Source organism: Pseudomonas sp. NY15181, assembly GCF_048068055.1.
Lineage (GTDB): Bacteria > Pseudomonadota > Gammaproteobacteria > Pseudomonadales > Pseudomonadaceae > Pseudomonas.
Genome location: NZ_JBLUPT010000008.1, coordinates 149,471 through 170,378 on the forward strand (window position 1 = coordinate 149,471; position 20,908 = coordinate 170,378).

Here is a 20,908-nt window from a genome sequence, read left to right on the forward strand (position 1 = left end):
GTGTTTCAGCCTTCCTTCTGTTCGTACTGGCGGCGGTAATGGTTCGGCGAAAGCCCGGTGTGCTGGCGGAACAGTCGTGCGAAGAAGCTGGCATCGTCGTAGCCGACTTCGTAGCTGATGGTCTTGATGCTTTTGCGGGTGGTGGACAGCAGGTTGCGCGCGGTTTCGATACGCAGGCGCTGCAGGTAGTGCAGCGGCTTGTCGCCGGTGGCGGCCTGGAAGCGCCGCATGAAGTTGCGGATGCTCATGCCGTGGTCGCGGGCCACGTCCTCGAAGCGGAACTTGTCCGAGAAGTGTTCTTCCAGCCAGTGCTGGATCTGCAGGATTGCCGGGTCGTGGTGCAGTTTCTGCCCGCCGAAGCCGAGACGACCGGGTGTGTAGCTGCGCTGCACCTCGTAGAGGATGTCGCGGGCCACGCCCTGGGCCACGGCGGCGCCGCAGAAATGCTCGATCAGGTAGATGTACAGGTCGCGGACCGAGGTCAGGCCGCCGGCGCTGTAGATGTTGTCGGCGTCGGCGATGTGCTTTTCCTGGTTGAGCAGCACCTTGGGGTAGCGCTCGGCGAATTCGCGGAAGAAGCGCCAGTAGGTGGTTGCCTCCTTGCCATCGAGCAGGCCGGCCTCGGCCAGCCAGAACACCCCGGACACCTCGCCGCAGAGCACGCTGCCGGCGGCATGGCGCTCGCGCAGCCAGGGCAGCACCTCGGGGTAGTGGCTCAGGAGTTCGTCGAAGTCGCCCCAGAAGGCGGGAAGGATCACCAGTTCCGGCTCGTCCAGCGGGCCCTGCACCGGCAGCGTATCGCCGCTGAAGCTGACCACCGGCTTACCGTCCGGGCTGATGATGCGGATCTCGAAGCTAGGTTGCAGGCCGAGGCCCTGCTGGCGGCCATGGCGCAGGCTGGCCATGTGGAAGAAGTCCTTGGCCTGCATGAGGGTGGAGCCGAAGACGCCATGGGTGGCGAGAATGCTGACGCGGCGCAGCACGCTGGAAGCTGGGGTGGGCATCGATTCTTGTACTTCTTATGGATGTCTTGGCATGACGCTAAAGTGGTCATGATGCGGCTGGATCGTCTTATTTTTTGGCGAAAGTGTCCAGTGCAGAGCGGTTCGCGCTGTCCTACAGTCGGCCTTCCAATAATTCCTACAATCGATCCGCAGGTGCGCCGCATGATTCCAAGAACCCTGTTCAGTTCCGACCACGAGCTGTTCCGCGACAGCGTCCGCAAGTTCCTCGAACAGGAGGCGGTGCCCTTCCACGCCCAGTGGGAGAAGGATGGTCACGTCGACCGCCAGCTGTGGAACAAGGCCGGCGATGCGGGGATGCTCTGCTCCCACCTGCCCGAGGCCTATGGCGGCATGGCGGCCGACTTCCTCTACAGCGCGGTGGTGATCGAAGAGATCGGTCGCCTGGGGCTGACCGGTATCGGTTTCTCCCTGCATTCGGACATCGTCGCGCCCTACATCCTTCATTACGGCAGCGAGGAGCTGAAGCAGCGTTACCTGCCCAAGCTGGTCTCCGGCGAGATGGTTTCGGCCATCGCCATGACCGAGCCGGGCGCCGGCTCCGACCTGCAGGGCGTGAAGACCACTGCCGTGCTGGATGGCGATGAGTATGTGATCAACGGCTCGAAGACCTTCATCACCAACGGCTGGCTGGCCGACCTGGTCATCGTGGTCGCCAAGACCGATCCCAAGGCCGGCGCCAAGGGCACCAGCCTGTTCCTGGTGGAGGCGGGCACGCCGGGTTTCTCCAAGGGCAAGCGCCTGGAGAAAGTTGGCATGAAGGCGCAGGACACTTCCGAGTTGTTCTTCCAGGACGTCCGTATTCCCAAGGAGAATCTGCTGGGTAAGGAAGGGCAGGGCTTTATCTACTTGATGCAGGAGTTGCCCCAGGAGCGCCTGACCGTGGCCCTGGGCGCACTGGCCTCCGCCGAGGCGGCGCTGAAGTGGACGCTGGACTACACCCGCGAGCGCAAGGCGTTCGGCAAATCCGTGGCGGACTTCCAGAACACTCGCTTCAAGCTGGCGGAGATGGCCACCGAGATCCAGGTCGGCCGGGTCTTCGTCGACCGCTGCCTGGAGCAGCATCTGGAAGGAAAGCTGGATGTGCCCACGGCGGCGATGGCCAAGTACTGGACCACCGATCTGCAGTGCAAGGTGCTCGACGAGTGCGTGCAACTGCACGGCGGCTACGGCTTCATGTGGGAATACCCGATCGCCCGTGCGTGGGCGGATGCGCGTGTGCAGCGAATCTACGCCGGTACCAACGAGATCATGAAGGAAATCATCGCCCGCTCGCTGTAACCAGTGCGGATGAAAAAAGCCCGGCATCGGCCGGGCTTTTTCGTTGCGTCGCAGATCAGGGCGCCGGGTTCGGCTGGTCCTTGTGGATCGCTTCGATGCCGGCAAGCACCTCGTCGGAGAGCTTCAGCTTGAAGCTGCCGAGGTTCGCTTCCAGCTGTTCGAGGTTGGTGGCGCCGATGATGTTGCTGGTGACGAACGGCTGGCGGGTAACGAAGGCCAGGGCCATCTGCGCAGGGTCCAGGCCGTGTTCGCGGGCCAGCATCACATAGCGGTCGCTGGCGGCCTCGCTCTGCGGGTTGGTGTAGCGGGTGAAGCGGCTGAACAGGGTGATTCGCGCATTGGCCGGGCGCGCGCCGCCGAAGTACTTGCCCGAGAGCATGCCGAAGGCCATCGGCGAGTAGGCCAGCAGGCCGATCTGCTCGCGGACCGCGATCTCAGCCAGGCCCACCTCGAAGCTGCGGTTGAGCAGGTTGTAGGGGTTCTGGATCGATACGGCGCGCGGCCAGCCGCGCTCCTGGGCGATCTGCAGGAAGCGCATGGTGCCCCAGGGCGTCTCGTTGGACAGGCCAATGTGGCGGATCTTGCCGGCGCGAACCTGTTCGTCGAGTACTTCCAGCGTGTCTTCCAGCGGGGTGAAGCTCTCTTCCTTGTGCTGGTAGCCCAGTTGGCCGAAGAAATTGGTGCTGCGCTCGGGCCAGTGCAGTTGGTAGAGATCGATCCAGTCGGTCTGCAGGCGCTTGAGGCTGCCCTCGAGTGCTTCGACGATGTTCTTGCGATCGTGCCTGAGTTGGCCGTCGCGGATATGGCTGATGGCGTTGCCGGGGCCGGCGATCTTGCTGGCCAGTACCCAGTCGGCGCGGTCGCCGTGCTGGCGGAACCAGTTGCCGATGATCTGCTCGGTGCGGGTGTAGGTTTCCGCGCGCGGTGGCACCGGGTACATCTCGGCGGTATCGATGAAGTTCAGACCGGCGGCCTTGGCCCGCTCGATCTGGGCGAAGGCTTCGCTCTGGGTATTCTGCTCGCCCCAGGTCATGGTCCCCAGGCAGAGTGCGCTGACATTCAGATCGGTGCGGCCGAGCGGGCGGTACTCCATGCAGGTCTCCTCATCAAAACAAGTGCGTGACATGGTTGAAAATTCTGCCGGAATCTGCATAATTCCGCAGCCTTTCATCGGTGGGGGATGCCACGCCTGCCGATCGATACATCTAGTCGTTACGGACGCACACCGACCCGAGCCCCAATTCGTGTCTGTCTTCGGCTGTCCTTGACTTGTCAAGGCAACCACTGTCCAGTAAGATTCGCCGTCTTATTTTCAGGCGGCCCCTGAGGCTATAACGAATGAAAACTTATACCGCGAAACCAGAAACTGTTAAGCGCGACTGGTTCGTCGTCGACGCTGCTGGCCTGACCCTGGGTCGTCTGGCTACCGAGATTGCTACCCGCCTGCGCGGCAAGCACAAGCCGGAATACACCCCGCACGTTGACACCGGCGACTACATCGTCGTCATCAACGCCGAGCAGGTTCGTGTCACTGGCGCCAAAGCTACCGACAAGATGTACTACCATCACTCGGGCTTCCCGGGCGGTATCAAGTCGATCAACTTCGAGAAGCTGATCGCCAAGGCTCCTGAGCGTGTTATCGAGACTGCCGTCAAAGGCATGCTGCCGAAGAACCCGCTGGGCCGCGACATGTACCGCAAGCTGAAAGTGTACAAGGGTGCCAACCACCCGCACACCGCTCAGCAGCCTCAAGAACTGAAGATTTAACGGGATAGCTCATTATGTCGGCGACTCAAAATTACGGCACTGGCCGTCGTAAGACCGCTACCGCTCGCGTCTTCCTGCGTCCGGGCACTGGCAAGATCTCCATCAACAACCGCACTATCGAGCAGTTCTTCGGTCGTGAGACCGCTCGCATGGTTGTCCGTCAGCCGCTCGAGCTGACCGAGAACACCGAGAAGTTCGATATCTACGTTACCGTTGTTGGCGGTGGCGTGAGCGGTCAAGCTGGTGCGATCCGTCACGGTATCACCCGCGCTCTGATCGAATACGACGAGACCCTGCGCAGCCCGCTGCGTAAGGCCGGCTACGTCACTCGCGATGCTCGCGAAGTTGAGCGTAAGAAAGTCGGTCTGCGTAAAGCGCGTAAGCGTCCGCAGTACTCCAAGCGTTAATACGACGCTTCGAAAAAAACGCCCAGATCCTTTGGACTGGGCGTTTTTTTATGTCTGTAATTTGTTCGTGCGGCAAGGTGTCGCATCCGCGCGGGCCCCGTCCCGCAAGGGTTTCGCTAACTTCGTATCTGGCTATTACCTTGTCAGCACAAGGGCTTTTCTTTACCATTTGGCGAATTTTTTGCGCGGCTCGAATTTTTACTTAAAAGCCTGAATTGAACAGGCTTGAAGCTGATGGGAGACGACTGAATGAGTAATGACGGCGTGAATGCAGGCCGGCGTCGCTTCCTTGTCGCGGCCACTTCGGTGGTTGGTGCGGCAGGAGCGGTCGGAGCTGCGGTCCCGTTCGTGGGGTCATGGTTCCCCAGTGCCAAGGCGAAGGCCGCTGGCGCGCCGGTGAAGGTCAACGTAGGGAAGATCGAGCCGGGCCAGCAGGTTATCGCTGAGTGGCGCGGCAAGCCGGTGTTCCTGGTGCATCGCACCAAGGAAATGCTGGATGCCCTGCCGACCCTTGACGGGCAACTGGCCGACCCCGAGTCGAAGGCTTCGGAGCAGCCTGCCTACGTCGATCCCAAGCTGCGTTCGATCAAGCCGGAGCTGGCCGTGATCGTCGGTATCTGCACCCACCTGGGCTGCTCGCCGACCTTCCGTCCTGAAGTCGCTCCCGCGGACCTCGGTCCGGATTGGAAGGGTGGCTACTTCTGCCCCTGCCATGGCTCCCATTACGACCTTGCCGGCCGCGTTTACAAGGGACAGCCCGCGCCCCTGAACCTGCCGATTCCGCCTTATACGCTCGATGGTGATGAGTTGACCATCGGTGTGGACCAGGAGAAAGCCTGATGAACAAGTTCATGGCTTGGGTCGATGCGCGCTTCCCCGCGACCAAGATGTGGGAAGACCATCTGAGCAAGTACTACGCCCCGAAGAACTTCAACTTCTGGTACTTCTTCGGTTCGCTGGCGCTGCTGGTCCTGGTCAACCAGATCCTCACCGGTATCTGGCTGACCATGAGCTTCACCCCGTCGGCGGAAGAGGCCTTCGCCTCCGTCGAGTACATCATGCGAGATGTCGACTACGGGTGGATCATCCGCTACATGCACTCCACCGGCGCCTCGGCGTTCTTCATCGTGGTCTACCTGCACATGTTCCGCGGCCTGCTCTACGGCTCCTACCAGAAGCCGCGTGAGCTGGTGTGGATCTTCGGCATGCTGATCTACCTCGCCCTGATGGCCGAGGCCTTCATGGGCTACCTGCTGCCCTGGGGCCAGATGTCCTACTGGGGTGCCCAGGTGATCATCTCGCTGTTCGGCGCCATTCCGGTCGTGGGTAACGACCTGGCCCAGTGGATCCGCGGTGACTTCCTGATCTCCGGCATCACCCTGAACCGCTTCTTCGCCCTGCACGTGATCGCCCTGCCGATCGTGCTGCTCGGCCTGGTCGTGCTGCACATCCTGGCGCTGCACGAAGTCGGCTCGAACAACCCGGACGGCGTGGACATCAAGAAGAAGAAGGACGAGAACGGCGTACCGCTGGACGGCATTGCCTTCCACCCGTACTACACCGTCAAGGACATCGTCGGTGTCGTGGTCTTCCTGTTCATCTTCTGCACCGTGATCTTCTTCTTCCCGGAAATGGGCGGCTACTTCCTCGAGAAGCCCAACTTCGAGATGGCGAACCAGTTCAAGACCCCGCCGCACATTGCGCCGGTTTGGTACTTCACTCCGTTCTACGCCATTCTGCGTGCCGTTCCGGACAAGCTGATGGGTGTGGTTGCCATGGGCGCCGCCATCGCGATCCTGTTCGTGCTGCCGTGGCTGGACCGTAGCCCGGTTCGCTCGATCCGTTACAAGGGTTGGCTGAGCAAGATCTGGCTGGTGATCTTCGCGGTGTCCTTCGTGATCCTCGGCTACTACGGCTCGCAAGCGCCGTCGCCGCTGGGCACTACGCTGTCGCGCCTGTGCACCATTCTGTATTTCGCGTTCTTCATCCTGATGCCGTTCTACACCCGGATGGAGAAGACCAAACCGGTTCCGGAAAGGGTGACTGGCTGATGAAAAAGCAATTCGCAGCATTGATTCTGGCTTTCCTGCCGGTATTCGCATTCGCCAACGAAGCGGGGCCTGAGCTCGATCACGTCGATATCGACCTGACCGACAAGGCCGCCATGCAGGACGGCGCACGTACCTTCGCCAACTACTGCATGGGCTGCCACAGCGCCAAGTTCCAGCGCTATGAGCGCGTCGGCAAGGACCTGGGTATCCCCGAAGAGCTGATGATGAGCCACCTGGTGTTCACCGGTGCGAAGATCGGCGATCACATGGAAGTCGGCATGAAGCCGGCTGACGCCAAGGTGTGGTTCGGTGCTGCTCCGCCGGATCTGACCCTGGTAGCCCGTGTGCGTGGTACCGATTGGTTGTACACCTACCTGCGTTCGTTCTACGAAGATCCCAAGCGTCCGTGGGGCGTGAACAACAAGGTCTTCCCGAACGTCGGCATGCCGAACGTGCTGGCCAGCGTCCAGGGCCGTCAGGTCGTCGGCTGCAAGCAGGTTCAGGTCGTCGAGCATGGCAAGAAGCAGTACGATCCTCTGACCGGCACCCCGCTGACCCACGAGGCCTGCGATCAACTGACCGTCGTTCCGAAGACCGGTCAGCTGAACGAAGCCCAGTTCGACGAAAAGGTGAAGAACCTGGTGACCTTCCTGGCTTACTCGGCTGATCCGAACAAGCTGGAATCCCACCGTATCGGCACCTACGTCCTGCTGTTCCTGGCCTTCTTCTTCGTGTTCGCCTACCTGCTCAAGCGCGAATACTGGAAGGACGTGCACTAAGCACTGCCAGCTGTAACAAGCGCGCGCCCTACGGGGCGCGCGCGTCTTTCTACCTCCCACAAGTAGATTCTGCGAGGAGGCGCGCGGCATGGCCGCAATCAATAAGCTCACCTGTTTCTCCGACCCTTCCTGCCACTACAGCCATCGCGTACGCCTGGTGCTGGCGGAGAAGAGTGTCGTTGCCGACATCATCGACGTACCGGTCGGCAACATTCCGGCCAGGCTCGCCGAAGTGAATCCCTATGGCAGCCTGCCGACCCTGGTGGATCGCGATCTTTCGCTCTACGAGTCGACAGTGGTCATGGAGTACCTTGATGAGCGTTATCCACACCCGCCGTTGCTGCCGGTCTACCCGGTGGCTCGTGCCAACAGCCGCTTGCTGATGCACCGCATTCAGCGGGACTGGTGCGCTCTGGTGGATCGCATTCTCGACTCGCGGCAGAAGGACGCCGAGCGTGCCTTGGCGAGAAAGGAATTGCGTGAGAGCCTGACGGGGGTATCGCCGTTGTTCGCCGACAAGCCCTTCTTCCTCAGCGAGGAGCTCAGTCTGGTGGACTGCTGCCTGTTGCCGATCCTCTGGCGGTTGCCGGTCCTGGGCATCGAGTTGCCGCGCCCGGCCAAGCCGCTGCTGGATTACATGGAGCGGCAGTTTGCGCGGGAAACTTTCCGTGCGAGCCTGTCCTCTATCGAACGCGATATGCGCTAAGGAGCCTGATGATGAACTCCAGTCGTCCCTACCTCGTGCGAGCCCTCTATGAGTGGATCGTCGATAACGGCTGCACCCCGCATATCCTGGTCAATTCCGAGTATCCGGGCGTGCGCGTGCCGCCGGGCTATGCCAGTGACGGCCAGATCGTGCTCAACGTATCGCCCACCGCGGTTCGCCATCTGCAGATGGACAACGAGGCGGTCAGCTTCGAAGGCCGCTTCGGTGGGGTTGCCCAGAGCCTGTACATCCCGTCCCAGGCGGTAATGGCCATCTATGCGCGGGAGAACGGCCAGGGCATGGTCTTCGACCTGGAGCCGCCGGTGCCGACCGACGATGAGGACTTGCCGGACGATGGTCCGTCCGACGAGCCGCCGCGCCCCAGTGGCCGGCCAAGCCTCAAGGTGGTGAAATAATGAAAAAGGCGACCCGAGGGTCGCCTTTTTCATGCCTGCATCCTGCAATAAATAGCTCGCTCAGTCGATGTACTCGAACAGGCGGACGATCTTCTGCACGCCGTCCACGCTCTGGACCACCTGGGTGGCCAGGTCGCCTTCCTTGCGGGTAACCAGGCCCAGCATATAGACGATGCCGTTCTCGGTCAGGACCTTGATGCGGGTGGAGGGGACGTTGGCGTCAGCGAGCATCTGGCTCTTGATCTTGGTGGTCAGCCAGGTGTCGTTGCTGCGGGCGGCCAGGGAGGAGGGCTGCAGGATTTGCAGCTCGTTGTGCACGGTCTTGACCTTCTGCACTTCCTTGGCGGCCTGTTCGGCCTTGTTCTTCAGGTCGGAGCGCGGAGTCTGGCCGGCCAGCAGCACCACGCCGTTGTAGCTGATCACTACGACGTGGGAATTGCGGTCGAGGTCCGCATCGGCTTTGGCGATGTTCACCGCCACCTTGGTTTCGATCAGCGAGTCGTCGATCTTGCTGCCAAGGGTGCGGGTGCCCTTGTCATCGTCGATCGGCTTGTCGCGGGTGGCGCTGACGAAGCTGGTGCAGCCACCCAGAGCCATGGTCACGGCCAACATGGCCGCGATCAGAGGGGTGCGGGTCATTCTTCACTCCCGAACAGTTGACGGTCGATGAGGTCGCACAGGCAGTGGATGACCAGCAGGTGGACTTCCTGGATGCGTGCGGTGACCTTGGCCGGGACGCGGATTTCCACGTCTTCGGGCAGCAGCAGCGATGCCATGTTGCCGCCGTCGCGGCCGGTCAGTGCTACGACAACCATTTCGCGATCATGTGCGGCCTGGATTGCCTGAATGACGTTCGCCGAGTTGCCGCTGGTGGAAATCGCCAGCAGGACGTCGCCCGGTTGGCCCAGGGCGCGGATCTGCTTGGAGAAGACTTCGTTGTAGCTGTAGTCGTTGGCGATCGAGGTGATGGTGGAGCTGTCGGTGGTCAGGGCGACCGCCGGCAGGCTCGGGCGCTCACGCTCGAAACGGTTCAGCAGCTCGGAGGAGAAGTGCTGGGCGTCGCCGGCGGAGCCGCCGTTGCCGCAGGAGAGAATCTTGCCCTCGTTCAGCAGGGCGTTGACCATCACCATGCTGGCCTGCTCGATATGCGGAATGAGCACCTCGGTGGCCTGTTGCTTGGTCTCGATGCTGGCATGGAAGAGCTGGCGGATACGGGATTGCATGTCCATCAGGGATGACCTTTCGTCGGGCGTCTGATCAGGTGTCAAAGGCGTTGGGGATCCAGTTCAAGTGCCCTGCGGAGCCTGGGGTGCGATGGTCGATGGCGACGATGTCGAACCGGCAGGGGTGTCTGCTCCAGCGGGCGTTCTGTTGCAGGAAGTGTTCAGCGGTGGCGGCCAGGCGCTGACGCTTGCGCGAGTCCACACTTTCCAGCGCTCCTCCCCAGGCGTCATGCCGGCGGGAGCGAACTTCGACGAATACTACTGTATCGCCGTCCAGCATGACCAGATCGAGCTCGCCTCGGCGGCACGACCAGTTCTGCGCCAGGAGGCGCAATCCATGCTGTTCGAGATGGGCGCGGGCGCTGGCTTCCGCCTCGCGCCCGGCCTTCTGGGAAGGGCTGTTGCCGATCAAATACCGCTGTTCTCCAGCGGCTGCACCTGGCCATTGCGGAACTCGGCCCAGGGCAGATGGCGCTCGATGCGCTGGTTGGCATTGACGGTCAGGGTGCCGGTCAGGCCGTCGACCTGCATGCTCGGCACGGCCTTGAGCTCCGGCAGGCGCGGGGCCAGTTGGTAGGCATCGGCGCCCATGGCATACAGGCGGCCCAGGCTGCCGTTGGCGGCCGGCCACTGTGCAGCGACTTGCTGGCGCAGGGGGTTGTTCGGCTCCAGCAGCCAGGGGGTTTCGCAGAAGCGGATGCCGTTCAGGTCCTGGTCCTGGGCCGGGTTGTTCACGCCGGTGTACAGGTTGGAGGTGGCGTAGACCGGCAGGTCGCCCGCGTACTGGAAGGCCAGGGTCGGCTTGATCTGGCGAGCCTGCTGTGGAGTGGCGGCAAGGAAGATGAAGTCGATGTCCTGGCGGCGCGAGGGCTGGGTGTCGACGCTGCTGTCGAGCACGCCCTGCAGGCGCTTGGCGCGGCCTTCGCTCTGGCGCAGTTGCAGCAGGTCGGCGATCTGGCGGGCCAGTTCGACCGGTTGGTCGACATGCTCGGCGGCGATCAGGGTGCCGCCGGCAGCCTGCCAGTTGCGGCTGAAGGAGGCCAGGACGCGGTCGCCCCACTCGCCGCGCGGCACCAGGGCCACGGCGCGGCGCATGCCGTCGCTCCAGGCGCGGTTGGCGACTTCGCGGGCCTCGTCCTCGGCGGACAGGCCGAACTGGAACAGCTGGGCGGGACCTTCCTGGTTGCCGTCGGCGTAGTTCAGGGCCAGGGTGGTGATCGGTAGTTGCGGCTGGCTGCTCATCTGCTTGACCAGGTTCTTCTCCAGCGGGCCTACGACCAGTTGCACGCCGTCGGCCTGGGCCTGGCGGTAGAACTCGTCCAGCGAGCGCACCTGGCTGCTGTCGTAAAGCTTGATCGCCGGTTGCGCCTGGCCGCTCTGCTGGGCCTGGTAGTGGGCGGCCAGGAAGCCGTCCTGCAGGGCGCGGGCGACGGAGGCAAGCTGGCCCTGCTGCGGGAGCAGCAGGGCGATGGTGTTCAGCGGTTGGGCGGCCAGGGATTTCAGCTTGGTCAGGGCGTCAGGCAGTTGCTTGGCGGCCGGGTGGTCCGGATTCTGGGCGACCCACTTGTCGATGTTGGACTGCTGTTCCTTCAGGGTCGACGAGGTCTTGGTGATGCGAGCCAGTTCCAGCCAGCCGTTCATGTCGCCGTCGTTGCCGCTGGCCTGCAGTTGCTCGACCGGCAGGCTGGAAACCAGGCCCCAGATGGCTTCATGGTTGCTCTTGCTGGCTTCAGCGTTGAGCAGCGGGTCGATGAACACGCGCTCGCGGGCGGCGCTCAGGGCCTGGCCATCGGCGGCCAGTGCCAGTGCCTTGACCATGCCGGCGCGGGCCTGCAGGTCCACCGGCATTTCGCCAAGGCGCTGGAAGCTCGGGTTCTCGAATGCCTTCAGGGCGGCCTTGGGCTTGTTGCGGGCCAGCTCGAGCTGGGCGCGCAGGGTGCTGGCGAAGACTTGCTGGGCCGGCTTCAGGCTGTCCATTGGCGTCTGGTCGAGGATCTGCGTGGAGCGGCCGAAGTCCTTCTGCTTATACGCAAGGTCAGCGGCGGAAAGACGCAGCACGGCGGCTTCGTCGGGCTTGGCGGTGGAGGCCTGCTGTAGCAGCTGTTCGATGCTGGCGTCCGGGGTGCGCGGCAGTTCGCCGAGGTTGGACGACGGGGAAGAGGCGCAGGCGGCGAGCATGCCGGCAAGGAACAGAGCGGAAAGCGGACGCAGGCGAGCGATCATATCGGGCTTCTCGTGACGCATTCAAAGAGCTGCCGATTGTACCCAAGCGGCGAGGGTGACGCGATGGCGGCTGCCGGAATCGGGATACAATGCGGCTTTTTCAGATACTTCCGGCGAGGTTAGCGCGTGACACTTGGCACTCTTTATGTGGTGGCTACCCCCATCGGCAACCTGGATGACATCAGCGCCCGGGCGCTCAAGGTGCTGGCCAACGTGTCGCTCATCGCTGCCGAGGACACTCGGCATTCGGTGCGCCTGCTGCAGCATTTCGGCATCGAGACTCCGCTGGCGGCGTGCCACGAGCACAACGAGCGCGAGCAGGGCGGTCGATTCCTGACCAAGCTGCAGGCCGGCGAGGACGTGGCGCTGATTTCCGATGCGGGCACCCCGCTGATCTCCGATCCGGGCTATCACCTGGTGCGCCAGGCGCGTGCTGCGGGGATACCGGTGGTTCCGGTGCCGGGTGCCTGTGCGCTGATCGCTGCGCTGTCCGCCGCGGGGTTGCCGTCGGACCGTTTTGTCTTCGAAGGTTTCCTGCCGGCCAAGGCGGCTGGGCGTCGCGGTCGGCTGGAAGCGCTGCTGGAGGAGCCGCGCACCCTGATCTTCTATGAGGCACCGCACCGTGTGCTGGAGTGCATCGAGGACATGGCGGCGATTTTTGGCAATGAGCGCCCTGCGGTGCTGGCGCGTGAGCTGACCAAGACCTTCGAGACCCTGAAAGGGCTGCCGCTGGGCGAGTTGCGCGAGTTTGTCGCCGCCGACAGCAACCAGCAGCGTGGCGAATGCGTACTGCTGGTGGCGGGCAAGCCTGCGCCGGAAGGGGATGAGGTGGTGGATGCGCAGACCTTGCGTGTGCTCGATCTGCTGCTGGCCGAGTTGCCTGTGAAGCGCGCGGCGGCGCTGGCGGCTGAGATCACCGGGGCGCGCAAGAACCAGCTGTACCAGATCGCGTTGGAGCGCCAAGGCAAGGCTTGAGCTTGTTCTGAGCGTCGTCAGCCGCTAACCTTACGGACTGAGAGTTGGTTGGACAGTCGCTGTTTCGTGATGTTCCATCACGGGATGGAGGAAAGTCCGGGCTCCATAGGGCAGAGTGCCAGGTAACGCCTGGGAGGCGCGAGCCTACGGAAAGTGCCACAGAAAATAACCGCCTAAGCGCAACAGCGCCGGTAAGGGTGAAAAGGTGCGGTAAGAGCGCACCGCACGGCTGGCAACAGTTCGTGGCTAGGTAAACCCCACTCGGAGCAAGACCAAATAGGAATCCATTGGCGCGGCCCGCGTTGGATTCGGGTAGGTCGCTTGAGGCATTCAGTGATGAATGTCCCAGAGGAATGGCTGTCCTCGACAGAACCCGGCTTACAGACCGACTCTCAGCTCATTTCCCCCACTTCTTCCCACTATGACCATTTGTCGCTGATTGGAAGAAGTTACAAAGTTGAGAAATCACTTTAAGTATGAAAGCCCAGTGTTTTGAAAACACTGGGCTTTTCTCTTTCTGATCGCGTCAAATTTCCTCCCGAAACCCTCCAAAAGCACGCTAAATCTCGGTCCTGTAAGGATTTTTCCCATCTGGCTCGCCTTGACGGTGGGGAGCGCGGATTTCTATAGTGTGCGGAAGTGGTACGAAGTGGGTAAAAGTGGGATCAACAGGCATGGATAGCCAACCACAGGGGAAGCGCTGACGTGTTTCGCGGAGCTAACGCCATTAGTCTTGACGCCAAAGGGCGCCTCGCGATGCCGAGTCGGTATCGTGACGAGCTCGTTTCGCGTTGCAATGGCCAGCTCATCGTCACCATCGACGCCGTCGACACCTGCCTGACCGTATACCCCCTCCCTGAATGGGAACTCATCGAAGCCAAGCTGCGCGAACTGCCGTCGCTGCGTGAAGAAACGCGGCGCCTGCAGCGTTTGCTGATTGGCAATGCCGTGGACCTGGAGCTGGATGGCGCCGGGCGTTTTCTCGTTCCTCCGCGCCTGCGCGAATACGCCGGCCTGGACAAGCGGGCGATGCTGGTCGGCCAGTTGAACAAGTTCCAGCTGTGGGACGAAGACAAGTGGAATGCGGTTGCCGAGGCCGACCTCGCAGCCATTAAAGAACCCGGCGGCCTGCCGGATGAATTGCGCGACCTTATTCTGTGAGCCTGCCTGTGACCAGTACCTTCCAACACATCACCGTTCTACTCGAGGAGGCCGTCGAAGCGCTGGCCCCCGTGGAGGGCGGCCGTTATGTGGACGGAACCTTCGGAAGGGGAGGGCACAGCCGCGCCTTGCTCGGCAAGCTCGGTCCGGGCGGCCAGCTGCTCGGATTCGACAAGGATCCCCAAGCGATCGCGACGGGAAAAACACTGGCGGCCGAAGACGGCCGCTTCGTCATTGTGCAAAGGTCCTTCGCCGAGATGGCGGAGGAGTTCACCGCGCGCGGCCTGCAGGGCGGCGTAAATGGTGTGCTGCTGGACCTGGGCGTGTCCTCGCCGCAGCTGGATGACCCGGAGCGCGGCTTCAGCTTCCTCAATGACGGTCCGCTGGACATGCGGATGAATCCGGATCAGGGCGTCAGCGCCGCGCAGTGGATCGCCACCGCCGCCGAAGACGAGATTGCCCGCGTGTTCAAGGACTACGGCGAAGAGCGCTTCGCCAAGCGCATGGCTCGTGCCATCGTGCAGCGCCGTGCGGAGCAACCTTTCGAACGCACCGCCGACCTGGCCGCCGTGATCACCGAGGCCAACCCGGCCTGGGAGAAGGGCAAGAACCCGGCAACCCGTGCCTTCCAGGGCCTGCGTATCTTCATCAACAACGAACTGGGCGATCTGGAGCGTGGCCTCGACGCCGCGCTGGAAGGTCTGGCCGTGGGCGGTCGCCTGGTGGTGATCAGCTTCCACTCGCTGGAAGACCGCATCGTCAAGCAGTTCATGCGCAAGCACGCCAAGGGCGAGGCGGACAAGCTGCCGCGCAACCTGCCGATTCAGGTGAAACCTTTCGAGCCGCGCCTGAAGCTGATCGGCAAGCCGGTCTATGCCTCCGAGGCCGAGCTGAAGGCCAATCCGCGCTCGCGCAGCGCAGTCATGCGCATTGCGGAGAAAGTGCGATGAGCCGCCTCTTCGCCAAACGCCTGCCGACCGGCAGCTTCTTCATGCTGCTGCTGTTCATTGGCGTACTGTTGTCGGCGATCTCCGTGTCCTACAGCGCGTACTGGAATCGCCAGCTGCTCAATTCCCTGTACACCGAGCTCAGCGTGCGCGACAAGGCGCAGGCCGAGTACGGCCGGCTGATCCTCGAACAGAGTACCTGGACCGCGCATAGTCGCATCGAAGGGCTGGCGACCGACCAGCTGAAGATGCGCGTGCCCGATCCGACCGAAGTCATCATGGTGGCGCCATGAAGCATCTTCCCGGAGCCCGCTACCCCTGGCGCTTCCGCGTCGTCATCGGCCTGCTGCTGGCGATGGTGGCGGCGATTGCCTGGCGCATCGTCGACCTGCACGTCATCGATCACGACTTCCTCAAGGGGCAGGGCGACGCGCGCAGCGTGCGCCACATTTCCATCCCCGCGCATCGTGGCCTGATCACCGACCGCAACGGCGAGCCTCTGGCCGTCAGTACGCCGGTTGCCACGCTCTGGGCCAACCCCAAGGAGCTGGTGCTCGAGCGTGACAAATGGGGCTTCCTCGCCGAGGCGCTGGGTCAGCCGCAAGCGGCCCTGACCGAACGCCTGGATCAGAATGCCGACAAGGAGTTCATCTACCTGGTCCGTGGCCTGACGCCGGAGCAGGGCGAAGCCGTGATGGCTCAGGTGAAGGCTCATCGCATTCCCGGCGTGTACTCGGTCGAAGAGTTCCGCCGCTTCTATCCTGCCGGTGAAGTGGCTGCCCAGGTAGTGGGCTTTACTGACGTCGACGATCGCGGCCGCGAGGGCGTGGAACTGGCCTTCGACAGCTGGCTGGCAGGCGTGCCGGGCAAGCGCCAGGTGCTCAAGGATCGCCGTGGCCACCTGATCCGCGACGTGCAGGTCACCCGCAACGCCAAGGCTGGCAAGACCCTCGCGCTGTCCATCGACCTGCGCCTGCAGTACCTCGCCAACCGCGAGCTACGCAATGCTCTGGTGGAGAACGGCGCCAAGGCCGGCAGCCTGGTGATCCTCGATGTGAAGACCGGCGAAGTGCTGGCCATGTCCAACCAGCCGACCTACAACCCGAACAACCGCCGCAACCTGCAGCCGGCGATGATGCGCAATCGCGCCATGATCGACGTGTTCGAACCGGGTTCGACCATGAAGCCGTTCTCCATGAGCGCGGCGCTGGAAACTGGCCGCTGGAAGCCCACCGACAAGGTCGAGGTCTACCCGGGCACCCTGCAGATTGGCCGCTACACCATTCGCGACGTATCCCGCACCGAAGGCCCGGTGCTGGACCTGACCGGCATCCTGATCCGCTCCAGTAACGTAGGCATGAGCAAGGTCGCCTTCGATATCGGCGGCGAAGCCATTTACAGCCTGATGCAGAAGGTCGGCCTCGGCCAGGACACCGGCCTGGGCTTCCCCGGCGAGCGCGTCGGCAACCTGCCGAACTACCGGGAATGGCGCAAGGCCGAGACGGCAACGCTGTCCTACGGCTACGGCCTGTCGGTCACTGCCATCCAGCTGGCCCATGCCTACGCGGCGCTGGCAAACAATGGCCGCAGCGTGCCGCTGACCATGGTCCGCGCCGATCGCCAGCCGGAAGCCACCCAGGTCATTCCCGAACCGGTCGCCAAGACCATGCAGGGCATGCTGCAGCAGGTCATCGAGGCGCCCAACGGCGTGTACCGCGCCCAGGTGCCGGGCTATCACGTGGCCGGCAAGTCCGGTACCGCGCGCAAGGCCCAGGTCGGCACCAAGGGCTACGCCGAGAATTCCTACCGTTCCCTGTTCGCCGGCTTCGCGCCGATGAGCAATCCGCGTTATGTCGCCGTGGTCGTCATCGACGAACCCAGCAAGGCCGGCTACTTCGGTGGTCTGGTTTCCGCGCCGGTGTTCAGCAAGGTGATGTCCGGGACGCTGCGCCTGATGAATGTGCCGCCGGACAATCTGCCGGCGACTCCGCAGCAGCAAGCCGATGCTGCGCCCGCTACCAAAGGAGGGCGTGGCTGATGCCGATGAGCCTCAATCAACTGCTGCCGCAAGCCGAAAGCGGTGAACTGATCCGCGAACTGACCCTGGACAGCCGTACCGTCAAGCCGGGCGATCTGTTCCTGGCTGTGCCAGGTGGTCGCCAGGACGGCCGCGCGCACATCGCTGCTGCGCTCAAGCAGGGTGCCGCTGCGGTTGCCTATGAAGCTGAAGGCGCTGCCAACCTGCCGCCCAGTGATGTGCCGATGATCGCCATCAAGGGCCTGGCCAAGCAGCTGTCGGCCATCGCCGGGCGCTTCTATGGCGAACCGAGCCGTGGCGTCGAACTGGTCGGCGTGACCGGCACCAATGGCAAGACCAGCGTCAGCCAGCTGGTGGCCCAGGCTCTCGACCTGCTCGGCGAGCGCTGCGGCATCGTCGGCACCCTTGGCACCGGTTTCTATGGCGCGCTGGAAAGCGGCCGCCACACCACGCCCGACCCGCTCGCCGTGCAGGCGACCCTGGCGCGCTTGAAGCAGGGCGGTGCCAAGGCGGTGGCGATGGAAGTGTCGTCTCACGGCCTGGAGCAGGGCCGTGTCGCCGCGCTGGGCTTCGACGTGGCAGTGTTCACCAACCTGTCCCGCGACCATCTGGACTACCACGGTTCGATGGAAGCCTACGGTGCTGCCAAGGCCAAGCTGCTTGCCTGGCCGGGGCTGCGCTGCCGGGTGATCAACCTGGACGACGACTTCGGTCGTCAGCTGGCCGCCGAGTCCCACGAATCCCGCCTGATGGGTTACAGCCTGACCGACCCGTCGGCCTACCTCTATTGCCGCGAAGCCAAGTTCAGCGATGCCGGCGTGCAGGCGCAGATCGTTACCCCGCAAGGCGAAGGCCTGCTGCGCAGTTCGCTGCTGGGCAAGTTCAACCTGAGCAACCTGCTGGCCGTGGTCGGCGCGCTGCTGGGTCTGGACTACCCGCTGGGCGAAGTGCTCGCCGTGCTGCCGCAGCTGGAAGGTCCGATCGGACGCATGCAGCGCCTGGGTGGCGGCGAGAAGCCGCTGGTGGTGGTGGATTACGCCCACACCCCGGATGCTCTGGAAAAAGTCCTGCTGGCCCTGCGCCCGCACGTGCATGGCCAACTGCTTTGCCTGTTCGGCTGCGGTGGCGACCGTGACAGCGGCAAGCGTCCGATCATGGCGCAGATTGCCGAGCAGCACGCTGATCGTGTGCTGGTCACCGACGACAACCCACGCACCGAGAAGAGCGAAGCGATCATCGCCGACATCCGTGCCGGTTTCGCCAAGCCTGACGCTGTCGAGTTCATCCCCCGTCGTGGCGAGGCCATCGCCCGCCTCATCGCCTCCGCCGACGTCGATGACGTCGTGCTGCTGGCCGGCAAGGGACATGAGGATTACCAGGAGATCGACGGCGTTCGCCATCCGTTCTCCGATCTGGATCAAGCCGCCAAGGCGCTGGCTGCCTGGGAGGTGAAGCGTGCTTAAGCCCCTTTCGCTCAATGAAGTCGCTGGTGCGCTGCAGGGCCGTGTGGTCGGCGCCGACGCCAGCTTCGACGCCGTGAGCACCGATAGCCGCGCCATCGTGCCCGGCCAGCTGTTCATTGCCCTGACCGGGCCGCGTTTCGACGGTCATGACTACCTGGCCGACGTTGCCGCCAAGGGCGCGGTCGCCGCGCTGGTGGAGCGTGAAGTGGCCGGTGCGCCGCTGCCGCAACTGGTCGTGAACGATACCCGTATCGCGCTGGGCCAGCTCGGCGCGCTGAATCGCAATGCCTACACCGGCCGAGTTGCTGCCGTTACTGGTTCCAGCGGCAAGACCACCGTTAAGGAGATGCTTGCCAGCATCCTGCGGACCCAGGGCGAAGTCCTGGCGACCCGCGGTAACCTGAACAACGACCTCGGTGCGCCGCTGACCCTGCTGCAGCTGGCCCCGGAGCACAAGAGTGCGGTCATCGAGCTGGGCGCCAACCGTGTTGGCGAGATCGCCTACACCGTCGCGCTGACCCGCCCGCAGGTTGCCATCATCACCAATGCCGGCACCGCCCATGTAGGGGAGTTCGGTGGTCAGGACAAGATCGTTCTGGCCAAGGGTGAAATTCTCGAAGGGCTGGCCGCCGACGGTGTGGCCATTCTCAACCGTGACGACAAGGCTTTCGACACCTGGCAGGCCCGCGCCGTCGGCCGCCGCGTTTCCAGCTTCGGCCTGCACGATGCCCGTGCCGACTTCCGCGCCAGCGATGTGAAACGTGATGCCCGTGGTTGCCCGGGCTTCACCCTTCAGGGCCCAGCCGGCGAGGCTGCCATTCAGCTGAATCTGCTCGGTGAGCACAACGTCACGAACGCACTGGCCGCCGCCGCCGCCGCTCATGCCCTCGGCGTGCCGCTGGTCGGGATCGTTTCCGGCCTGCAGAGCCTGCAGCCGGTCAAAGGCCGCGCCGTAGCCCAACTGGCGACGAACGGCATGCGGGTGATCGACGACAGCTACAACGCCAACCCGGCTTCAATTTGCGCGGCGATTGATATACTCGCCGGCTTTCCCGGCCGGACCGTCCTCGTCCTCGGAGACATGGGCGAGCTGGGGGCCTGGGCAGAATCTTCCCACCGTGAAGTGGGAACCTATGCCATTGGCAAAGTCACCGCGCTCTATGCCGTCGGACCGCTGATGAGCCACGCCGTGCAGGCGTTTGGTTCCTCGGGCCGGCATTTCTCCGATCAGGCCAGCCTGATCAGTGCCCTGGCCGACGAAGCATCGACAACCACCATTTTGATCAAGGGTTCCCGCAGCGCGGCGATGGACAAAGTCGTCGCGGCGTTGTGCGCATCCTCCGAGGAGAGTCACTAAATGCTGCTGCTGCTCGCCGAGTACCTGCAACAGTTCTACAAGGGCTTCGGCGTCTTCCAGTACCTGACCCTGCGCGGCATCCTGAGCGTGCTGACCGCGCTCGTCCTGTCCCTGTGGCTGGGGCCGTGGATGATTCGCACCCTGCAGATCCGCCAGATCGGCCAGGCGGTGCGCAACGACGGTCCGCAATCGCACCTGTCGAAGAAAGGCACCCCGACCATGGGCGGTGCGCTGATCCTCACCGCCATCGCCATCAGCACCCTGCTGTGGGCCGACTGGTCGAACCGCTATGTCTGGGTTGTGCTCGCCGTGACCCTGCTGTTCGGCGCCGTCGGCTGGGTGGATGACTACCGCAAGGTGATCGAGAAGAACTCCCGCGGCCTGCCGAGCCGCTGGAAGTATTTCTGGCAGTCGGTATTCGGCCTGGGCGCTGCGATCTTCCTTTATATGACCGCCGAGACGCCGATCGAAACCACCCTGATCGTGCCGATGCTGAAGAACGTCGAGATCCCGCTGGGCATCTTCTTCGTGGTGCTGACCTACTTCGTGATCGTCGGCTCCAGCAACGCAGTGAACCTGACCGACGGCCTCGACGGCCTGGCCATCATGCCCACCGTGATGGTCGGCGGGGCGCTGGGCATCTTCTGCTACCTGTCGGGCAACATCAAATTCGCCGAATACCTGCTGATCCCGAGCGTTCCGGGCGCGGGCGAGCTGATCATCTTCTGCGCCGCCATCGTCGGCGCGGGGCTGGGCTTCCTCTGGTTCAACACCTACCCGGCACAGGTCTTCATGGGCGACGTCGGCGCGCTGGCCCTGGGCGCCGCGCTGGGCACCATCGCGGTGATCGTCCGCCAGGAAATCGTGCTGTTCATCATGGGCGGCGTGTTCGTCATGGAAACCCTGTCGGTGGTGATCCAGGTCGCCTCCTTCAAGCTGACCGGCAAGCGGGTGTTCCGCATGGCGCCGATCCACCACCACTTCGAACTCAAGGGCTGGCCGGAGCCGCGCGTGATCGTGCGCTTCTGGATCATCACGGTGATTCTCGTGCTGATCGGCCTGGCCACGTTGAAACTGCGTTGAGGACTGATC

22 protein-coding genes and 1 other RNA gene are annotated in these 20,908 nt (G+C 63.4%); 17 read left to right on the top strand and 6 right to left on the bottom strand.

Translation table 11 applies throughout. The features are described 5' to 3' along the window. Window positions 1-5: 5 nt before the first annotated feature. Complete coding sequence (locus ACNFBT_RS19005; protein ID WP_416752197.1) at window positions 6-905, bottom strand: GlxA family transcriptional regulator; 900 nt, start codon at window positions 903-905, stop codon at window positions 6-8. Between the two features lie 252 nt (window positions 906-1,157). Between ACNFBT_RS19005 and ACNFBT_RS19010 the strand changes: the two genes are divergently transcribed. After that, complete coding sequence (locus tag ACNFBT_RS19010) at window positions 1,158-2,303, top strand: acyl-CoA dehydrogenase family protein (protein ID WP_416751952.1); 1,146 nt, start codon at window positions 1,158-1,160, stop codon at window positions 2,301-2,303. A gap of 55 nt (window positions 2,304-2,358) precedes the next feature. On the opposite strand, the gene ACNFBT_RS19015 is transcribed toward ACNFBT_RS19010, so the two are convergent. Further along, window positions 2,359-3,396, bottom strand: coding sequence for an NADP(H)-dependent aldo-keto reductase (locus tag ACNFBT_RS19015; RefSeq protein WP_416751954.1), 1,038 nt, complete (start codon window positions 3,394-3,396; stop codon window positions 2,359-2,361). 245 nt (window positions 3,397-3,641) lie between these two features. Between ACNFBT_RS19015 and rplM the strand changes: the two genes are divergently transcribed. The 7 genes from rplM (at window position 3,642) to ACNFBT_RS19050 (ending at window position 8,429) form a co-directional block, all read left to right on the top strand. Continuing rightward, on the top strand, window positions 3,642-4,070 hold the full coding sequence (rplM, locus tag ACNFBT_RS19020) for a 50S ribosomal protein L13 (RefSeq protein ID WP_015475857.1): 429 nt from the start codon (window positions 3,642-3,644) through the stop codon (window positions 4,068-4,070). A 14-nt stretch (window positions 4,071-4,084) separates the two neighbouring features. Beyond that, window positions 4,085-4,477, top strand: a complete 393-nt coding sequence (gene rpsI, locus ACNFBT_RS19025; protein WP_259759389.1) for a 30S ribosomal protein S9 — start codon at window positions 4,085-4,087, stop codon at window positions 4,475-4,477. A gap of 249 nt (window positions 4,478-4,726) precedes the next feature. After that, window positions 4,727-5,317, top strand: a complete 591-nt coding sequence (gene petA, locus ACNFBT_RS19030) for a ubiquinol-cytochrome c reductase iron-sulfur subunit (RefSeq protein ID WP_152220724.1) — start codon at window positions 4,727-4,729, stop codon at window positions 5,315-5,317. After that, window positions 5,317-6,528: a cytochrome b gene (locus ACNFBT_RS19035; protein WP_416751957.1), complete on the top strand. Its 1,212-nt coding sequence runs from the start codon at window positions 5,317-5,319 to the stop codon at window positions 6,526-6,528. The genes petA and ACNFBT_RS19035 overlap by 1 nt, the downstream gene beginning before the upstream one ends. Continuing rightward, window positions 6,528-7,307 carry a cytochrome c1 gene (locus tag ACNFBT_RS19040; RefSeq protein ID WP_416751959.1) on the top strand — a complete coding sequence of 260 codons (780 nt, stop codon included), beginning with the start codon at window positions 6,528-6,530 and terminating at the stop codon, window positions 7,305-7,307. The genes ACNFBT_RS19035 and ACNFBT_RS19040 overlap by 1 nt, the downstream gene beginning before the upstream one ends. A gap of 88 nt (window positions 7,308-7,395) precedes the next feature. Further along, window positions 7,396-8,013, top strand: a complete 618-nt coding sequence (locus ACNFBT_RS19045) for a glutathione S-transferase N-terminal domain-containing protein (protein WP_416751962.1) — start codon at window positions 7,396-7,398, stop codon at window positions 8,011-8,013. A gap of 11 nt (window positions 8,014-8,024) precedes the next feature. Next, window positions 8,025-8,429 carry a ClpXP protease specificity-enhancing factor gene (locus tag ACNFBT_RS19050; RefSeq protein WP_207883732.1) on the top strand — a complete coding sequence of 135 codons (405 nt, stop codon included), beginning with the start codon at window positions 8,025-8,027 and terminating at the stop codon, window positions 8,427-8,429. A 60-nt stretch (window positions 8,430-8,489) separates the two neighbouring features. Here the strand turns inward: ACNFBT_RS19050 and ACNFBT_RS19055 are convergent, their stop codons facing one another. The 4 genes from ACNFBT_RS19055 to ACNFBT_RS19070 are packed head-to-tail and all read right to left on the bottom strand — an operon-like array spanning window position 8,490 to window position 11,875. After that, window positions 8,490-9,068, bottom strand: a complete 579-nt coding sequence (locus ACNFBT_RS19055) for a BON domain-containing protein (protein ID WP_416751964.1) — start codon at window positions 9,066-9,068, stop codon at window positions 8,490-8,492. Next, a complete protein-coding gene (locus tag ACNFBT_RS19060) occupies window positions 9,065-9,658 on the bottom strand; it encodes a phosphoheptose isomerase (RefSeq protein ID WP_017518113.1) in 594 nt (197 codons plus the stop codon). Before ACNFBT_RS19060 ends, ACNFBT_RS19055 begins: the two co-directional genes overlap by 4 nt. Before the next feature lie 28 nt (window positions 9,659-9,686). Continuing rightward, on the bottom strand, window positions 9,687-10,064 hold the full coding sequence (locus tag ACNFBT_RS19065; protein ID WP_416751966.1) for a YraN family protein: 378 nt from the start codon (window positions 10,062-10,064) through the stop codon (window positions 9,687-9,689). Continuing rightward, window positions 10,061-11,875 (bottom strand): penicillin-binding protein activator, encoded by a 1,815-nt coding sequence (locus tag ACNFBT_RS19070; RefSeq protein WP_416751968.1) that lies wholly within the window; start codon window positions 11,873-11,875, stop codon window positions 10,061-10,063. The genes ACNFBT_RS19065 and ACNFBT_RS19070 overlap by 4 nt, the downstream gene beginning before the upstream one ends. Before the next feature lie 126 nt (window positions 11,876-12,001). Between ACNFBT_RS19070 and rsmI the strand changes: the two genes are divergently transcribed. The 9 genes from rsmI (at window position 12,002) to mraY (ending at window position 20,899) form a co-directional block, all read left to right on the top strand. Continuing rightward, window positions 12,002-12,850 carry a 16S rRNA (cytidine(1402)-2'-O)-methyltransferase gene (rsmI, locus tag ACNFBT_RS19075; protein ID WP_416751970.1) on the top strand — a complete coding sequence of 283 codons (849 nt, stop codon included), beginning with the start codon at window positions 12,002-12,004 and terminating at the stop codon, window positions 12,848-12,850. Between the two features lie 40 nt (window positions 12,851-12,890). Next, an RNA gene (gene rnpB / locus ACNFBT_RS19080) (RNase P RNA component class A) lies at window positions 12,891-13,247 on the top strand. A 308-nt stretch (window positions 13,248-13,555) separates the two neighbouring features. Next, the gene (mraZ, locus tag ACNFBT_RS19085) at window positions 13,556-14,011 is read left to right on the top strand and encodes a division/cell wall cluster transcriptional repressor MraZ (RefSeq protein WP_371233446.1); all 456 of its coding nucleotides are present in this window, start codon (window positions 13,556-13,558) and stop codon (window positions 14,009-14,011) included. 8 nt (window positions 14,012-14,019) lie between these two features. Next, window positions 14,020-14,961 carry a 16S rRNA (cytosine(1402)-N(4))-methyltransferase RsmH gene (gene rsmH / locus ACNFBT_RS19090; protein WP_416751972.1) on the top strand — a complete coding sequence of 314 codons (942 nt, stop codon included), beginning with the start codon at window positions 14,020-14,022 and terminating at the stop codon, window positions 14,959-14,961. Continuing rightward, on the top strand, window positions 14,958-15,251 hold the full coding sequence (gene ftsL, locus ACNFBT_RS19095) for a cell division protein FtsL (protein ID WP_416751974.1): 294 nt from the start codon (window positions 14,958-14,960) through the stop codon (window positions 15,249-15,251). Before rsmH ends, ftsL begins: the two co-directional genes overlap by 4 nt. Then, the gene (locus ACNFBT_RS19100; protein ID WP_416751976.1) at window positions 15,248-16,996 is read left to right on the top strand and encodes a peptidoglycan D,D-transpeptidase FtsI family protein; all 1,749 of its coding nucleotides are present in this window, start codon (window positions 15,248-15,250) and stop codon (window positions 16,994-16,996) included. The genes ftsL and ACNFBT_RS19100 overlap by 4 nt, the downstream gene beginning before the upstream one ends. Continuing rightward, window positions 16,996-18,459, top strand: coding sequence for a UDP-N-acetylmuramoyl-L-alanyl-D-glutamate--2,6-diaminopimelate ligase (locus ACNFBT_RS19105; RefSeq protein ID WP_416751978.1), 1,464 nt, complete (start codon window positions 16,996-16,998; stop codon window positions 18,457-18,459). Before ACNFBT_RS19100 ends, ACNFBT_RS19105 begins: the two co-directional genes overlap by 1 nt. Continuing rightward, a complete protein-coding gene (locus ACNFBT_RS19110) occupies window positions 18,452-19,816 on the top strand; it encodes a UDP-N-acetylmuramoyl-tripeptide--D-alanyl-D-alanine ligase (protein ID WP_416751980.1) in 1,365 nt (454 codons plus the stop codon). Before ACNFBT_RS19105 ends, ACNFBT_RS19110 begins: the two co-directional genes overlap by 8 nt. Beyond that, window positions 19,817-20,899, top strand: coding sequence for a phospho-N-acetylmuramoyl-pentapeptide-transferase (mraY, locus tag ACNFBT_RS19115; RefSeq protein ID WP_275610391.1), 1,083 nt, complete (start codon window positions 19,817-19,819; stop codon window positions 20,897-20,899). Window positions 20,900-20,908 lie beyond the last annotated feature (9 nt).

What these genes read in the sequence shown, in the direction of transcription:
- ACNFBT_RS19070 (WP_416751968.1), bottom strand. Translation starts at nt 11,875, where the DNA reads ATGATCGCTCGCCTGCGTCCGCTTTCCGCTCTGTTCCTTGCCGGCATG.
- rpsI (WP_259759389.1), top strand. Translation starts at nt 4,085, where the DNA reads ATGTCGGCGACTCAAAATTACGGCACTGGCCGTCGTAAGACCGCTACC.
- ACNFBT_RS19005 (WP_416752197.1), bottom strand. Translation starts at nt 905, where the DNA reads ATGGCCAGCCTGCGCCATGGCCGCCAGCAGGGCCTCGGCCTGCAACCT.
- ACNFBT_RS19040 (WP_416751959.1), top strand. Translation starts at nt 6,528, where the DNA reads ATGAAAAAGCAATTCGCAGCATTGATTCTGGCTTTCCTGCCGGTATTC.
- ACNFBT_RS19035 (WP_416751957.1), top strand. Translation starts at nt 5,317, where the DNA reads ATGAACAAGTTCATGGCTTGGGTCGATGCGCGCTTCCCCGCGACCAAG.
- ACNFBT_RS19055 (WP_416751964.1), bottom strand. Translation starts at nt 9,068, where the DNA reads ATGACCCGCACCCCTCTGATCGCGGCCATGTTGGCCGTGACCATGGCT.
- rplM (WP_015475857.1), top strand. Translation starts at nt 3,642, where the DNA reads ATGAAAACTTATACCGCGAAACCAGAAACTGTTAAGCGCGACTGGTTC.
- ACNFBT_RS19105 (WP_416751978.1), top strand. Translation starts at nt 16,996, where the DNA reads ATGCCGATGAGCCTCAATCAACTGCTGCCGCAAGCCGAAAGCGGTGAA.
- ACNFBT_RS19015 (WP_416751954.1), bottom strand. Translation starts at nt 3,396, where the DNA reads ATGGAGTACCGCCCGCTCGGCCGCACCGATCTGAATGTCAGCGCACTC.
- petA (WP_152220724.1), top strand. Translation starts at nt 4,727, where the DNA reads ATGAGTAATGACGGCGTGAATGCAGGCCGGCGTCGCTTCCTTGTCGCG.
- ftsL (WP_416751974.1), top strand. Translation starts at nt 14,958, where the DNA reads ATGAGCCGCCTCTTCGCCAAACGCCTGCCGACCGGCAGCTTCTTCATG.
- ACNFBT_RS19045 (WP_416751962.1), top strand. Translation starts at nt 7,396, where the DNA reads ATGGCCGCAATCAATAAGCTCACCTGTTTCTCCGACCCTTCCTGCCAC.
- mraY (WP_275610391.1), top strand. Translation starts at nt 19,817, where the DNA reads ATGCTGCTGCTGCTCGCCGAGTACCTGCAACAGTTCTACAAGGGCTTC.
- ACNFBT_RS19060 (WP_017518113.1), bottom strand. Translation starts at nt 9,658, where the DNA reads ATGGACATGCAATCCCGTATCCGCCAGCTCTTCCATGCCAGCATCGAG.
- ACNFBT_RS19100 (WP_416751976.1), top strand. Translation starts at nt 15,248, where the DNA reads ATGAAGCATCTTCCCGGAGCCCGCTACCCCTGGCGCTTCCGCGTCGTC.
- ACNFBT_RS19050 (WP_207883732.1), top strand. Translation starts at nt 8,025, where the DNA reads ATGAACTCCAGTCGTCCCTACCTCGTGCGAGCCCTCTATGAGTGGATC.